General features: G+C 53.8%; 13 protein-coding genes. 1 reads left to right on the top strand and 12 read right to left on the bottom strand.

What is annotated here, in order from left to right:
* Positions 1-198: 198 nt before the first annotated feature.
* From QO008_RS04790 to QO008_RS04755, 8 genes are all read right to left on the bottom strand, one after another.
* Positions 199-1,386: a pyridoxal phosphate-dependent aminotransferase gene (locus tag QO008_RS04790; protein WP_307384816.1), complete on the bottom strand. Its 1,188-nt coding sequence runs from the start codon at positions 1,384-1,386 to the stop codon at positions 199-201.
* A gap of 18 nt (positions 1,387-1,404) precedes the next feature.
* The gene (gene brnQ / locus QO008_RS04785) at positions 1,405-2,784 is read right to left on the bottom strand and encodes a branched-chain amino acid transport system II carrier protein (RefSeq protein WP_307384814.1); all 1,380 of its coding nucleotides are present in this window, start codon (positions 2,782-2,784) and stop codon (positions 1,405-1,407) included.
* A gap of 34 nt (positions 2,785-2,818) precedes the next feature.
* On the bottom strand, positions 2,819-3,808 hold the full coding sequence (locus QO008_RS04780; RefSeq protein ID WP_307384812.1) for a 2-hydroxyacid dehydrogenase: 990 nt from the start codon (positions 3,806-3,808) through the stop codon (positions 2,819-2,821).
* A 116-nt stretch (positions 3,809-3,924) separates the two neighbouring features.
* The gene (locus tag QO008_RS04775; RefSeq protein WP_307384810.1) at positions 3,925-5,037 is read right to left on the bottom strand and encodes a 2-hydroxyacyl-CoA dehydratase subunit D; all 1,113 of its coding nucleotides are present in this window, start codon (positions 5,035-5,037) and stop codon (positions 3,925-3,927) included.
* A gap of 2 nt (positions 5,038-5,039) precedes the next feature.
* A complete protein-coding gene (locus QO008_RS04770; RefSeq protein ID WP_126464562.1) occupies positions 5,040-6,302 on the bottom strand; it encodes a 2-hydroxyacyl-CoA dehydratase subunit D in 1,263 nt (420 codons plus the stop codon).
* Positions 6,303-6,304: 2 nt separating this feature from the next.
* On the bottom strand, positions 6,305-7,096 hold the full coding sequence (locus tag QO008_RS04765) for an acyl-CoA dehydratase activase (RefSeq protein ID WP_269471178.1): 792 nt from the start codon (positions 7,094-7,096) through the stop codon (positions 6,305-6,307).
* Between the two features lie 32 nt (positions 7,097-7,128).
* Positions 7,129-8,364, bottom strand: a complete 1,236-nt coding sequence (locus tag QO008_RS04760; protein WP_126464561.1) for a CaiB/BaiF CoA transferase family protein — start codon at positions 8,362-8,364, stop codon at positions 7,129-7,131.
* Positions 8,365-8,444: 80 nt separating this feature from the next.
* Entirely contained in the window at positions 8,445-9,107 is a 663-nt protein-coding gene (locus tag QO008_RS04755) for a GntR family transcriptional regulator (protein ID WP_126464560.1), read from the bottom strand.
* 368 nt (positions 9,108-9,475) lie between these two features.
* Between QO008_RS04755 and QO008_RS04750 the strand changes: the two genes are divergently transcribed.
* Complete coding sequence (locus QO008_RS04750) at positions 9,476-10,996, top strand: class I adenylate-forming enzyme family protein (protein ID WP_307384804.1); 1,521 nt, start codon at positions 9,476-9,478, stop codon at positions 10,994-10,996.
* A 32-nt stretch (positions 10,997-11,028) separates the two neighbouring features.
* Here the strand turns inward: QO008_RS04750 and QO008_RS04745 are convergent, their stop codons facing one another.
* The 4 genes from QO008_RS04745 to QO008_RS04730 all read right to left on the bottom strand — a co-directional run bounded on the left by QO008_RS04745 (position 11,029) and on the right by QO008_RS04730 (position 14,559).
* Positions 11,029-12,585, bottom strand: coding sequence for an acyl CoA:acetate/3-ketoacid CoA transferase (locus QO008_RS04745; RefSeq protein WP_307384802.1), 1,557 nt, complete (start codon positions 12,583-12,585; stop codon positions 11,029-11,031).
* A 137-nt stretch (positions 12,586-12,722) separates the two neighbouring features.
* The gene (locus QO008_RS04740) at positions 12,723-13,112 is read right to left on the bottom strand and encodes a hypothetical protein (RefSeq protein ID WP_307384800.1); all 390 of its coding nucleotides are present in this window, start codon (positions 13,110-13,112) and stop codon (positions 12,723-12,725) included.
* 9 nt (positions 13,113-13,121) lie between these two features.
* Positions 13,122-13,535, bottom strand: a complete 414-nt coding sequence (locus QO008_RS04735; protein ID WP_307384798.1) for a hypothetical protein — start codon at positions 13,533-13,535, stop codon at positions 13,122-13,124.
* A 241-nt stretch (positions 13,536-13,776) separates the two neighbouring features.
* Positions 13,777-14,559, bottom strand: coding sequence for a copper amine oxidase N-terminal domain-containing protein (locus tag QO008_RS04730; RefSeq protein WP_307384796.1), 783 nt, complete (start codon positions 14,557-14,559; stop codon positions 13,777-13,779).
* Positions 14,560-14,688: the final 129 nt, after the last annotated feature.

Raw genomic sequence — 14,688 nt, 5'->3', positions numbered from 1 at the left:
CGGGAAAATTTTCACGTTTACATTTCTACAATCGCTAATTACGAATACTCGTAAGCATACCTTGGTTCCGGAGAAGGGAATGAAAACCTTCACGTTTACCTTGTCTACTAGTATACCGCATTGTCCCTTTAGTAACAAGCAAAAAATGCGAGATTTCGGACTTTGTTTCCAAAGCCCGAAACCGCATTTTTCAAGGTCTTAGCTATAATATTTTTCCATCATTTCCTTAAAGATGGGGATGGATTTTTCACAAGTTTCGGTATCCACACAGTAGCTCAGACGCATAAATGCCTTGGAGCCGAATCCGGTGCCCGGAACGACCAACATATCGTATTCTTTTGCCCGTTCGGAGAAGGTTTCGCTGTCTCCGTCCGGAGATTTGATAAAGAGGTAGAACGCGCCGGCGGGTTTGGCCACAGTGTATCCCATTTCGGTCAGGGCATCGGCCAAGAGGTCGCGGTTCTTTTTGTAGACGGTCACGTCGGGCTCTACGCCTACGCAGCGTTCGATGACTTTTTGCATCAAGGTCGGCGCACAGACGAATCCGAGGGAGCGGCCCGCACCGGCGACGGCTGCCATCAAATCCTTATCCGATACGTCGGAGGGAACGAGGATGTATCCGATCCGTTCGCCCGGCAGGGAGAGGGATTTGGACCAGCTGTAGCATACGACGGTGTTTTTGTAGAGGCTGGGTACCCATGCCACTTCGGCATCGTCGACGAGGACGAGTTCGCGGTAGGGTTCGTCGCTTAGGATAAAGATATCGTGTCCGATTTCTTTGCTCTTTTCGGTGAGGAGTTTTGCGAGCGCCTCGAGGTCTTCTTTGCCGTAGATCACGCCGCCGGGGTTGTTCGGGGTGTTGATCAAGACGGCACGGGTGTTTTTGGTGATCGCCTTTTCAATGCCTTCGAGATTGAGTTCCATGGATTCGAGGGCTTCCACCAGGACCATTTTGCCGCCTTGGCTTTCGATAAATACGGTGTATTCGGGGAAGAAAGGCGCGAGTACGATGACTTCGTCGCTGGGTTCTTCGATTAAGGCCGCCAACGAGATGTTCAAAGATGCCGCCGCGCCGCAAGTCATGTAGAGATTGTCGGCGGTGTAGTCGGTGCCGTAGCGTTCGTTTAAGTTGTCGGCGATGGCTTTTCTCGTAGATTCAAAACCGTTGCTGGCGGAATAGCTGTGTACCGCCTGGGGCGTTTCGTTGGTGACGATGTCGATGATCGCCTCTTGTACTTCCTTGGGCGCCGGTACGCTGGGGTTGCCGATGCTGAAGTTCAGTACGTTTTCGGGGCCGACGACTTTTGCGCGTTCGGCGCCGAATCCGGCGAGTTCACGGATTACGGACTTCTGTTTGCCCAACTGGGTCATTTTTTTATTGCTCATAGTTCCTCCAAACTGAATTTACTTTTCGATTGCAGCCGCTTCTTTGGCTCTTTGTTCGTCGCGGATCGCTTCGAGACGATAGACGTCTTCGCGGGTTCCGCCCACTTTTGCGTACTTACCGATCAGTCCGCCGATGATGGCGCAGATCAATGCGGGCACAAACCATTCCAGACCGATCTGTCCCAAGGGAAGGGCATAGATTTTATCGGCCAGATCCTGCAAAGCGCTGCCGCCCTGCATGACGGAGAAGAGGTTGATCGCCTCTACCAGGCTCACGGCCAATGCGCCGATCACGCCGCCGGTAAAGAAGAGATTGTGTTTGATCTTTTCGTCGAAGATCGAGGCGAGGATCAAGAAGATCACCACGGGGAATACCGCCGTAAGGACGGGCACCGCGATGTTGATAATGCCGTCGACGCCGACGAGGGAGATGATAAACGCTACGATCGTCGCGACGACGACGACTTTCTTATAGGGGAGCTTGCCGTTGGATACGTCTTCGAAGAAGTTGCCGCAGGTCGAGGTCAAGCCCACCGAGGTGGTGAGGCAGGCCAGGGCGACGCCCAAACCGAGGAGGGTCCGTCCGACGGAGCCCAAGAGTTTTTCTACCATGCCGATCAGGATCACGGTACGCTCGGTGTCGGGGGTGTAGAAACTGCTCACCGTGGCGCCGGCATAGGTCAAAGAACCGTATACCAGGGCGAGGCAGATAAAGGCGACGACGCCGATTTGCCAGCTGGCCTTAAATTGGGTTTCCTTGTCGTGGTATCCCCGTCGGATCAAGTCCGTAAGTACGATACCGCTCATCAACGAGGCGCCGAGGGCGTCCATGGTTTGGTAGCCTTCCTTAAAGCTCATGGCAAAGAGCTTGGGGGTATCGGTGGTAATCATGGTGCCCGGAGGATTGGCGATAGCGACGGCCACGATGACCGCGAGGATCACCAACAGCGCCGGGGTCAAAAACTGTCCGATATAGTCGATGACTTTGCCGGGATTCAATACCAGGTACAGGGACAATCCGAAGAATACGACGGAGGTCACCACCGGGGGAATCGCCGGGAAGTTCGGGATGACGAAGATTTCGTGGGTCGTAGCGCCGGTACGGGGTACCGCGAAGAACGGTCCGATGATCAGTATCGAGATCGCCGCTACGATAATCGAGAAGGTATACCCCACTCGCTTTCCGAGGTCGACGGCCCTGCCGCCCAATTTTGCCGTTACGATTACCCCGAGAATGGGCATAACCGGGTCGGATGTCAGAAACCCCGCCGCCGCGGTAAACCAGCGGTCCCCGGAGAGGACGCCGAGATAGGGCGGAAAGATCAGGTTTCCTGCGCCGAAGAAGATGGCAAATAGGGCAAAACCGCAGACCAGTATGTCTTTTCTTTTGATTTCCATAAGCACTCCTGTAGCCGATTTCGGCTCTGGTCTTTTATAAACCGTTTACGATATTAATGGGCTTTTCGCCGTCGACGATTCTCTGCATATTGTCGTAGGACCATTGGCTCATGCGCATAAAGGAGTCGTCGGTGGTACCTGCGATGTGGGGGGTGATAGAGAGTCTGGCTTGGCCGACTTCGTTGAGTTGGAACAAGGGGTGGTCTTCTGCCGGGGGTTCCGGAGCGACTACGTCCAATGCGGCAAAGATTCTGCCGGCGTTCAACGCGTCTGCGAGGTCTTGGTTGTTGACCAATTCGCCGCGGGCGACGTTGACGACGATGGCGTCTTGTTTCATCTTGTCGATGGTTTCCTTGCGGATCATTTCGCGGGTGGAATCCAATACCGGTACGTGGTAAGAGATGATATGGCATTGGTCGAGGATTTCTTCGTAGGTGGCGTAGGTGAGGTCGTGTTCTTTTTCGAACTCTTCGTGGCGCACTACGTCGTAGTAGAGGATCTTGCAGCCGAAGGGTTTCAGCAATTTTACGGCTTCGTGTCCGATAGCGCCGAGGCCTACGAGACCGACCACGCGGGAACCCATTTCGTTTTGTCCCTTTTCGGTAAATTCTTTATAGCTTTCGGCAAATCCCTTGGCGCCGTGGAGTTTGATCTTCATATCGGCTTCGGGCATGCGGCGAAGGCTGGTGAGCATATGGGCAACGGCGAGTTCTGCTACGGGTTTTGCGTTTACGCCGCGGTTGTTACATACGTAGATGCCCTTTTCCTTGGCGGCTTCGAGGTCGATCTTGTCGAATCCTACGCCCAGAGATTGGATCAGCTTGCAGTTGTCGAGTTGTTCGATGACTTCTCTGCGGAAGAAGTCGACGGGACCGCAGTGGATGATGTCGGCATCTTTACATTGTTCTACCAGTTCTTCGTCAGAGCAGGGGTAGTTGATGTATTGGTAGTCCCAATCGGCCGGTCTTTCGACGCCAAATTTTTCTACATAGTTTTTGTTACAAGTACTTCTAATTTTTACCATTTTCAGTCTCCTTTCGTGATGCCTTTGACACGGGGAAATAGTTTTCCTGCCCGGTAGCCGAAACCCCCGCTTCGGGGGTCGGGTTCGGGCTATCTACACGGTATCTTCCGTATAGCTTAGATCATGTCCGCAAAAGTTTGCAGTGCGGTCTTGGCTTGTTCGAAGCTAACCATTTGTTGGTCCACTTCGATCTTGATCAAGGGGATATTTTCTTTTTCCAGGTCCTTGCGGATGATGGGATAGTCGAATTCGTCGGTATCGCTGAACTTGGTGAGCAAGTAGACGACGCCGTCGGCACCTTTTTCCTTGACCTTTTCTGCGAGGATCGGTCCGCGCAATTTCTTTTCGTCGAAGATAAAGAGATTGCCTTCGATGTCGGAGAATTCCTTGGCGAGGGCGCGCACGGGATTGCCGGTCTTTTCGTCGATCGGGGTTTCGTATTGCAACGATTCGTGGCAGATGTTGTCGTCTACGATGCCGAATCCGTATTCTTCGAAGATCTTGAGGATGTCTTCGGAGTTGGCGAGGATACCGGTGGTGACGACCTTCTTGCCCTTAAATTCTTCTTCGGGCATGGCCGCGAGGGCTTCGTTGATGGCCTTGACCTTTTCAAGGTGTTCTTTTACGTCATAGACATAGGCGCTGGAGAACACGCGGTTTCTGAGAATCGGGGTTACGGTGTTCAAGTGCTTGGCGGCGAGATCGTTGAATTCGCGCATGGCCTTTCTGTGTTCGTTGTAGAGGGCGATGGCTTCTTCAATCTTGTCGTCTTCGATCTTGTTGCCGGAGATCTCTTCCAACTGTTCTTTCAGTTTTATATATTGTTTTTCGTTGTAGTCCAGTCCCGCTTCGATCTTACGGTTTTGTCCATAGGGGATGTAGAGCAGGGGCACGTCGACGGCGCGCTTCCAGTTTTGGCTGAAGCCCTTCAGACCGTCACTCAGGTTGGTGATCACCATGCCGGAGAGTTTGTCCAGCTTCTTTTCGAGACCCAAATCCAAGGTGCGGAGAATAATCGAAGCGTAGAATGCAGGGAAGTATTCCTTAGCGCCTACGACTTCGCCTTCTTGTCCCCAAATGCCTACGGGAATCATGCCCGATGCGTATACCAGCTCTTCCGGTGCAAAGGGTCCGGAAACGCCGATTACCTTCTTGCCTTCGTTGACGTATTGATCGATGCGACCGAGTACGTCGATATCTAATTCTTGAATCAGTTCTTTCGCTGTCATCCTTACGCCTCCTTAGATTCCTTTTGCTTGTTGGCTTCCATCACTTCGATGAGGCCTTGCACGCGTGTATCATATTGGGCTTCCGAGAAGTTTCTCGGGTCGGCTTGGTCGCCGTCAAAGGATGCGGTGGGGATGCCGGTCTTTTCTCTGAACTCGCGTTCGATTTCGTACATAATCGCACTCCACTGTTTGCAGGAGCGGTTGATGTGGACGAGCATGCCGTCTACATTGTTTTCTTTCGCGAGTTTCAGACGCATATCGAGGGAACGTTCGTAGCTGATCGCGTTCGGGGTTCCGCAGTATGCCTGCATGAGTTCGTTGGTGTTGCCGTAAATGTATCCAAAGGCGTCCGCATATACGGTACCGACTACGTTGACGCCGTTGTCCTTCAGACCCTTGAAGGTGTGACGGAGGTGCGGCCAGCATGCGATACCTTCGAAGATAATGCGGTATTTTTCTTCGCCCTTAAAGGTAGACTTTCCGGTCTTGACGTTTTCGGCAAATTCTTCGGCGAGTTTTTCAAAGGCGATGGCCGATTCCAACTTACCGCGTGCACATACGGCAACCGCCATGTGGTTAAATACGTCGAATCCGCTAAAGGGAGAGGGCGTATACTTGGCGTATCCGGTGGCGTCGAGCCATGCACGGCCGGTTCTTTGGGAAATGTCCATAACTTCTTGGAACTTTTCGTCGTCCCATTTCTTACCGGAGATCTCTTCGAGTTGTTTGATGGCGTGATCGAATTGTCCTTTTAAGTAGGCGACGCGGTCTTCTTCGGCTTCGTACTCGTTGTTGTAGGGTACATCGATCATGATAAAGGGAATGTCCAGTTCACGAGCGATGTTTTCGTACCATTTGATCATACAGTTACAGATATTGTTGCAGCATGCGACGAAATCCGGTTGGGGCATATTCATCTCGGGCGCATCCTTTACGTCCATATAGGCCAAAGAGATTCTCGCATACGCACAGATGTCGTTGGAATATCCGCTGTCTTCAGCGATATTGCACATTCTTTCCCCGCCGCCCTTGGCAGAAATAGCGGCCGCTTGGTTTTCCGGGAACACGACCTTGATGTCCAAGGTTTCCAGGATTTCTTGGGGGAAGTTGGATGCACACCAGCCCACCGGTTCTCCGGCTTCTTTGGCTTCGAAGGCATCCTTGTAGCTCTTTCCTACGATTTTGCCCAGCATTTTCGCTGCGGGCAAGTCGGCAAATTCTTCTTTAATTTGCGCTTCTCTCTCTTTTAGCGATTCTTTCGACATACTCAATCCTTCCTTTTCTTTTCATACTCGTCAAAGGCGTAGAGTGCGGCGCCTAAGGCACCTGCCAATTGCGAATCCTTTGAAACTTTTACGTCGCATTTTAATTCTTCTTCCAGCGCGCGGACGATGCCGGGGTTTTTGGAGACCCCGCCGGTCATGGCGACGGGCTCCTTCAGACCCACCCGGCGGGCGAGACCCGCCACCCGCGTCGCCACGGAAGCGTGAATTCCGCGAACGACATTGGGAATGGGGATGTTTTTGGCCAAGGCGGAGATCACTTCAGATTCGGCGAACACGGTACAGGTGGAGCTGATGGAGGCTTTTTCGGTCGCCTGCGCATCCAGTTCTCCCAATTCGTCGATCTCTACGTCCAATACCCGGGCCATCACCTCCAGGAACCGACCGGTTCCCGCCGCACACTTATCGTTCATCAGAAAGTTTTGGAGCATTCCGTTTCTGAGCGAAAGCGCCTTGATGTCTTGGCCGCCGATGTCGACGATGGTGTTGACTTCGCCGAACAAGAAGGCGCCGCCGCGCGCATGGCAGCTCAATTCGCTCATGGTCTTGTCCGCGTCCTCGAAGGAATTTCGTCCGTAACCGGTGGCGACGAGCACGTCGATGTCGTCCCGGTCGAGGCCCGTTTCGGCGGCGATCTTTTCGAGCACCTGCTTGACGCCCTTGGTGCCCGCGCCCAAATTTACGATTTCTTTTGCGACGATATCCGTTCCGTTCTTCAGCACGACGCATTTCGAAGAGGTGGAACCGATATCGATTCCCATGGTTAAGATGTCCACATTCCCGTCCTTACTATTTCCTGAGCGACAGCTTATTTATCCCAAACATAGGCGACTTTTTCGTCGAGCATGTTTTGGATTTCTTCGTCGGAATATCCCAGTTCCTTGAGGACTTCCACACTGTGTTCGCCGATCAAGGGGCCCTTGTTGTATTCGGTGGCGCCCATTTCGTGGTAGCGTACCGGTTGGTTGACGAGGATGCGTTCGCCGTTGGGGTAGTCCATCTTGTAGAAGCAGTTGTTGGCCCAAGCCTGTTCGTCTTCGAGGATTTCTTCCCAGTTCTTTGCCAACGCAAAGGGAATGTCGGCTTCTACGAGGATTTCGTTCCATTCGTCCAAAGTCTTGGTGCCGAAGCGTTCCATAATGGCGTCATAGAGATCGGGACCCAATTTGTTTTCTTGCAGATTCGTTACGGGGAAGTAACGGTCGTCGTTTAGGTATTGGGTGAGGCCCAGCGCTGTCATAAAACGTTCAAAATAGGTGTTGTAGTCGGGCATACAGGTTTGCACATAACGGCCGTCCTTGCTCTTCCAGCAGGCGAGGAAGGGGTTGTTGGATTCCCGTACGTTGATGGGGTAGGTGCTGCCGTAATCGGGGTATTGGGCGGCTTGCACCATCATGCCCATGTTGAAGATCGCCGTTTCGAAGAGGCTGGTTTCTACCTTTTCGCCTTCGCCGGTCATCTTTGCGTGATACAATGCCGCCAAAAGACCGCAGGCGAGGTTCATGCCGACATTGTGGTCGCCGACGCCCGGTACGACGTTAAAGGGCACGTCGTCTTTTTGACGCAGGGTTTCCAAATAGCCCCCTCTTGCAAAGAAAGAGGTGAAGTCGAATCCGGGGAGATCCTTGTCGGGACCGAATTCGCCGTAGCCGGTGATAATGCCGTAGACCAATTTCGGGAACTTCTTCTTCAGGGTTTCATAGTCGAGGCCGGCTCTTTGGAGCGCGCCCACGCGCCAGTTGGTGATCAGGATGTCTGCATCTTCCAATAGCTTAAAAAGGGCTTCTTTTCCTCTTTCGTCGCGGGTGTTGATGGAGAGACATCTCTTGTTGGCGTTTTCCAATTCCCAGGTGGTGTTTTCGTACATATCCAGGGGTCTGCCTTCGGAAGGCGCCGTGTAGCGAAGGGGATCGCCCTTTGCGCTTTCGATCTTAATGACGTCTGCACCGAGGTCTGCTAAAAAGCGGCCGGTGGTGGCGGCGGCGATAAAGGTCGCCAGCTCGACAACTTTTACGCCCTCTAAGGGCTTCTTTCTGTTTTCCATCGTATCCATCCTTTCCTTGCCTGCGGGATTTCGTTTTCCCCAGGGAAATACTGCTGTAACCGACGAGAGCGACGACAGGGCTACTGAAAATAATCCGCAAAATCCGGATCGATCACGACCATATCGTGCACCGTGTCGATGTGGATCTCGGTCGCCTCCAACGCCTTGTCCAGGTCGTCTTCCCATATGGCTTCCAAAATCCGCGTGTGTTGGTCCACGAGAATCGCGAGATAAACCCCGCTTCGAACGTAGATATTTCTCCAGCGAGCAATGTGAAGGAGGTGCGTATCCATTAAATAAAGTATATCCTCAGAGCCTTGGCTCGCGATAATCAGATTGTGAAATTCTTCGTCCAGCAGCCTGAACTTGTCGATATACCTCTTCTCGTCGTAATACTTCCTCTGCTCCTCGAGGTTTCTTTCCATCTTTTTGAGGGTCTCTTCCTTGTCGGCCTGTCTCATAAAGCGGCGTAACATCTCTTTTTCCACCGAGACGCGGATCAACAGCGCCTTGCGTATGTAGTTCAAGTCTACGAGATTTACATACGTCCCCCGCTGGGGGTACACCTTTAAGAGTTTGGACTGGGCGAGACGGGCAAAAGCGTTCCGGACCACCGATCGGGATACGTCGAATTCCTCGCTGACAGCGTTTTCGCTGATGCGCATTCCCGGATAGAGTTCCAGATCGATAATCCGTCGGAGCAGTTCCCTATACAGGGTCTCTGAGTTTATCTTTGTAAGCATAGACTTCTCCTTCTTGTGTACTAGTCTACTATTAAGAAAAAACAATTGCAAGAAGATTCTGTAAAATTTAACAATCCCTTCGTCAAATTTCTCTCGAAATAGAATACCCGCTGCTATCGCCTATATATAGCGTTTGTATGGAGTTTCACAAATTTCCGAATATTCGGCTCTTTTTTAACGATTTCGGAAATAGTTTTCCTTTTTTGCCCCGTTTTTCTGTCCTTCGGGGCAAATATTTTTTCCGAATCCCCGTCAAAAATTTTTCGAAACCCCTTGCCAAATTTTTAATTTATAGTAATGTAATACTTGTATACAAGTATCCTAACGGCTTTTGCTGGGGGTAGAACGATTTCATTTGGGGGATTTTCATGACATATACGACCATCGGCGCCGCGCTGGAAGATTGGAACACGCGATTTCAAGAACGCCGCGCCTTAAAATATAAGGGCGTCACCTATACATACGAAGAACTCTACCGAAAGTCGGCCTCCTTCGCCTCTTACTTTGCCACCTCCGGCATCGTAGAAGGGGAAGCGGTGGTCCTTATGGGCAAAAATTCCGCCGATTGGCTCTTTTCGTTCTTCGGCCTCCAGCTGTTGGGCGCGGTCCCCGTGCCCGTAAACCCCTCCTTTACCCCCCGGGAGCTGGGTCAGATTATGGAGATCGTCGGCGCCAAAGTCATCCTATATAACGAATTTCAAAATGTGACGGCGCGCATCCGCGGCCTCCACGCTCTACAACGGGACTATGTGCTTCTTCCTATGGACCGCGGCGGCCAATACTCCCCCCTGCTGCAGCTTACGCGCAAGGACGATACAAAGGATGTGGCCTGTATCCTCCTCACCTCCGGCACCACCGGCATCCCCAAGGGCGTGCAGCTCACCCACGACAATCTGCTCCACAACTGCACCACCACGGCCGATGTCGCCGGCTGGTGCAAAGACGATATCTTCCTCCTGACGGTGCCGCTCTTTCACTGCTTCGGGCTGACGGCGACGACCCTCTGCGCCTTTATGTTGGGGGCGGAACTCACCATCGTGGAGCCCTTTCAGTCCTCGCATATTCTGCAGTCCATCGGCCGCGACAAGGTGACGATCTTTAACGGCGTGCCGACGCTTTTTATCGTCATGATGCGCCACAACGACGTATCCGAATACGACCTCTCTACCCTGCGGAGCGGCATTATCGCCGGCGCCCCCCTTACGGCCAAGGAGTACCGGGAGATTAAGATCCGCTTCGGCTTCGAATCCTTAATCCAGTCCTACGGCCAGACCGAGACCTCCCCGGCAGTCACCATGAACCGCCCGGGTGATTCCCCCACCCTATATGCCACCAGCGTCGGCGCGCCGATTCCCGGCTGCGAGGTGGCGATCTTCGACGAAGACGGCAACCCCGTACCGCCCAATCACCCCGGCCATATACAAGTGCGGGGCCGCAATGTCATGAAGGGCTATATCAACGGCGAGCGCCGCTACACCGAACGCGACTGGCTCTGCACCGGCGATGTGGGCTTGTTGGACCGCGACGGCAATCTCTATGTATCGGGCCGGAGCAAGGACATCATCATCCGCGGCGGAGAAAATATATCGGCCATCGAGATCCAAAACGTCGTCAAAGACCTGCCCTATATCGAACAGGCCCGCGCCTTGGCCGTGCGCGACGAGTATATGGGCGAGGAAATCTGTCTGCATATCTCCTTAAACGAGGAGCGGGACGAAAAGCAGACCGAAGACGAGATCCGCGACTTTATCGGCGAACATCTGGTGCGCTACAAAATCCCCAAATACATCCTCTTTCACGACGCACTGCCGGCGGGCGGCACGGGAAAGATCGACGACCGCGCTCTTTCCCGCCGCTGGAAGCGCTACAAAAAAGAACACGCCCTATAAAAAGAACCGAGGCTCTGCCTCGGTTTTTTGTATTAAAGCGCATCTACAATGCCCATGGGGCCCGCCCGAAAGATCCGGGGGTCCATCTCGATGCAATCTTCGGCGATCCGCGCCGCACATTCCATCTGCGCCAAAATATCCCGCGCGGGATCGACGCCCGGGGCGATCTCGGTGATCACCATCTCCCCCTTCGCGGGCCGCATGACGCAGCGGTCGGTGATAAAGGTGATGTTCTGCCCGTGCTTCTGCCCGTATTCGCCGCTGTAAGTAATCTTATCAATGGAAGAGAGGAACTTCTTCGCCCGTCCCTCGCGCTCGATAACGAGCTTTCCCCCTTCTACCCGCTCTACGAGGCCCCCGGCGGTCAGGGTGCCGACGAAATAGATGTTTTGCGTCGACTGGGAGATGTCGATAAAGCCGCCGCAGCCGGCGATCCGATCGCCGAAGTGGCTGACATTGATATTCGCCGCGCCGTCCACCTGGGCAAAGCCCAAAAACGCACAGTCCAGGCCGCCGCCGTTGTAAAAATCGAACATCTGGCTCATGGGGAGCGCCGCCATGGCGTTGACCGCCGAGCCGAAGTGGGCGCCGCCCAGAGGGATGCCGCCGAGAATGCCGCTTTCCAAGGTGAGCACGATATCGTCGCCGATCCCCTCTTCCTCGGCCACCAGGCCCACCACCTCGGGGATGCCTTTGCCCAAATTCACCACGTCGCCGCGGGAGAGTTCCATCGCGGCGCGCCGGGCGATCGCCTTTCGGGCATTGAGCGGATACGGCGCCGCTTTTTTGACCGACACCCGGCGGTGTCCGGCGATGGCCGGGTCGTAATAGGCCGCCACCGTCTGGCGATGCGTGCGCTCGGGGGTCTCAGCGACCACCACATAGTCTACGAAGATCCCCGGGATCAGCACCTCGTTTCGCGCCACCGAAGCCGCATCGGCGAGATACTTTACCTGCACGATCACCTTGCCGCCGCAGGCCTTCGTCGCCATGGCGATCTCCCGGGCATCGACAATCCCCGATTCCTCTTCAAAGCTAATATTGCCGTCTTCGTCGGCGGTGGTGCCGCGGATCAGCGCCACGTCGATCTTCTGCGCCTTGTAATATAGGTACTCCTCACCCCCGAGGGTGACGCATTCCACCAGGCCCTCGGTGGTGCGGGCGTTTACCTTGCCGCCGCCGTAACGGGGATCGCAAAAGGTCATCAGCCCCACCTTGGTGAGCTCCCCGTCCTTTCCCGCCGCCAGATTTCGATACATTTTGGACAGCACGCCCTGGGGAAAATTATACGCCTCGATCTCCTCCGCCATGGCCTGCGCCTCGAGCCTGCGGTTGTTGGCGAAGTGCCCGGTGATATAGCGGCGAATCATCCCGGGGCGAGAGATCTCGTAGATCCCCTCGTCGCCGTTGTTTCCCGTCCCCGCCGCCTGCAAAAGCGTCATGCCCTTGGGCGCGCCCTCCCGCTCGTAGCGCGCGCCCACCGCGCGCAAAATCTCGCTGGGGGTGGTGGCGAGCAAAAAGCCCGACACCGCCAGCGCGTCTCCATCTTCTATACATTGTGCGGCCTCTGCCACGGTAATCACTTTCATAGTTCGCCACTGCCTCCTTGGGGCGCTCTGCGCCGCTTCTTTCGATTTTGTTTCAGTCTATACCAAGGGGGAAAACGAAGTCAACAATCCCAATAAAAAAGCACTCTTTATCAGAGTGCTGCATACCGTGCGGCGGATTACCCATACTGCTTAAAATATACCAAACTGCGCAATAGGAACAACGGCGCAGCCACCATATAGCCCAAGTACTGGCCGAACATACCAAAATACCCGTGTCCGTCCAGAAACCCCATCAAGAGAACCATAGAAAATAGATTCAAGGCAAGGGGAATGGCGATGTTCACCCATACCCAAGGACTCTTGGGGATAAAGAACAAGCCGATCAGCGCAAAAAATCCCGAGAGGGGAATCAAAGAATACAGACCGCCGTCGATGGCCGTTGTTACATTCTGCCCGACCGACATTCCACGCAAGGTAAAAAGCAGGACCACCACTATATAGCTGATCCACGCAATGCGGATAAAGCGCTTTTGTGCCGCCGCCGGGTCTTTATATACGATTTTCATATGCCCTCCTTACGGGAAGAGTCCCAATGTAGCGTCGCCAATCGGCCCGCGATAGGCCGCGAATGCCTCGATCATTTGAAACGGTTCCGCCACCAGTCGATTGACGTATTCGGGAAGGGCGATCAGAATATTTCCCTCTCCCCGCACGAGAAACAGAATCCCGACGCCGATGTGAAACGCCACAGGGATCGCAATCAGCGCCCAAACCGCCGGCGTCTTGGGGATCAGCGCCCAGCCGATCACGGCACAAAACGCGGCAATATAAAATAGCTTTCTTGCCGCATCGAAAAACGAATCTGAAAGACTTGCCCCGTATCCCATCCCCTTTGCGCTAAAGGCGCCGAGGAACACGAGATACACTGCGGTCACAATCCCCACATACAGTCGGCTCGCCCGGACGGGGTCTTTATAGACGATTTTCATACTTCCTCCTGTCTCCTACTGCCATTGCTCGCCTCTATCCTATCACAGAGAAGGGCATTCTGCCGCCCTTTGCGGCAGTTGCGGAAAGAACTTCGACAGACCTTTGCCATTGTCCCCACGCGTTCAACACCATATATATCATATTAGTTTTTTTTGCAAATTTTCTCTTTTTGTCATTTTCCCACACAAAAAGGAGCCCGCTTTCTGCGGGCTCCCTGTGGACTGTGTATATTCTTATCAATTACTCGGCTCTGTAGGTTTTTAACAGTTCCTGTACGTCGGCCCGGGCGGTCGCGTAGGATTCCGTCAAAGTTTTGTCTTCGATGTCTTTGACCTGTACGTCGCTGGCAAAGGTAAATACCCGATATCCGCCCTCCGCCTTTCCGAGCAGAATGGTGGGGACGGGGATCTGTACGGGGTCTTTTTCCACTTGCATCTGCCCGATGCGGCCGAAACCGTCTGTGGAATTCACCTTATCGTAAAAGACCAAATCGTTGCCCATTTTCGTAACGACGATGCGATCCCGCCATGCCTTGGGCAGAATATACGAATAGCCCTCGGCTTGTACGCGATCGGCTTCGTCGAAATCGGTTTTTTTGGCGTAGCTGCCGACCACGGCCATGCGTTGTTCTTTGTCCCAATCGACGGGAATGTCCATGCCTTCAGCTACAAAGCGCATGGGCACATAGGTGCGGTCGGCCTCGATAAAGGGCGCCACGTCCATTTGTACGGCCTTTCCCGCCTTGGTATAGGTCTTCTTTCCGATGGTCATGGTGATGCCGCGCTCCTTTTCGCCCACCGTGACCACGCGTTTTTCTGCATTCCAATCGACCTTCATACCCATGTCTTCCGCTACCGCGCGTAGGGGCAAGTAGTTGCGATCGTCTCGAAGTATGGGCTTCAGGGGCTCCGTTCCTTCGGTGATGTTGATGCCGTTCATATACACCGAAACCGGGCGGGCATCCGCAAAGGCCGCCTGGGGCAACAGGACCAATGCCAGTGCCAATACTGCCAATTTTTTCATAGGCCTCTCCTTTCTTTTCTGCGGTCCTCGCCGCAAACACAGTATCTATTGTCGAGGAATGGCCGTATCTAAACGTCGGCGCGCGGATAAAAACCTATGCTTCACAGTATGTACCGGCAAGAGATCTTT

It is taken from the genome of Aedoeadaptatus ivorii, assembly GCF_030815095.1.
Taxonomy (GTDB): Bacteria; Bacillota; Clostridia; order Tissierellales; family Peptoniphilaceae; genus Aedoeadaptatus; species Aedoeadaptatus ivorii.
The sequence above is the reverse complement of the archived record's forward strand: the minus strand, read 5'-3'. Positions and strand labels throughout refer to the sequence as shown.

Bases quoted from the DNA above. Each gene is read 5' to 3' on its own strand.
- QO008_RS04735 (WP_307384798.1), bottom strand. From the start codon at position 13,535: ATGAAAATCGTCTATAAAGACCCCGTCCGGGCGAGCCGACTGTATGTG.
- brnQ (WP_307384814.1), bottom strand. From the start codon at position 2,784: ATGGAAATCAAAAGAAAAGACATACTGGTCTGCGGTTTTGCCCTATTT.
- QO008_RS04790 (WP_307384816.1), bottom strand. From the start codon at position 1,386: ATGAGCAATAAAAAAATGACCCAGTTGGGCAAACAGAAGTCCGTAATC.
- QO008_RS04760 (WP_126464561.1), bottom strand. From the start codon at position 8,364: ATGGAAAACAGAAAGAAGCCCTTAGAGGGCGTAAAAGTTGTCGAGCTG.
- QO008_RS04775 (WP_307384810.1), bottom strand. From the start codon at position 5,037: ATGACAGCGAAAGAACTGATTCAAGAATTAGATATCGACGTACTCGGT.
- QO008_RS04730 (WP_307384796.1), bottom strand. From the start codon at position 14,559: ATGAAAAAATTGGCAGTATTGGCACTGGCATTGGTCCTGTTGCCCCAG.
- QO008_RS04745 (WP_307384802.1), bottom strand. From the start codon at position 12,585: ATGAAAGTGATTACCGTGGCAGAGGCCGCACAATGTATAGAAGATGGA.
- QO008_RS04770 (WP_126464562.1), bottom strand. From the start codon at position 6,302: ATGTCGAAAGAATCGCTAAAAGAGAGAGAAGCGCAAATTAAAGAAGAA.
- QO008_RS04780 (WP_307384812.1), bottom strand. From the start codon at position 3,808: ATGGTAAAAATTAGAAGTACTTGTAACAAAAACTATGTAGAAAAATTT.
- QO008_RS04740 (WP_307384800.1), bottom strand. From the start codon at position 13,112: ATGAAAATCGTATATAAAGACCCGGCGGCGGCACAAAAGCGCTTTATC.
- QO008_RS04750 (WP_307384804.1), top strand. From the start codon at position 9,476: ATGACATATACGACCATCGGCGCCGCGCTGGAAGATTGGAACACGCGA.
- QO008_RS04755 (WP_126464560.1), bottom strand. From the start codon at position 9,107: ATGCTTACAAAGATAAACTCAGAGACCCTGTATAGGGAACTGCTCCGA.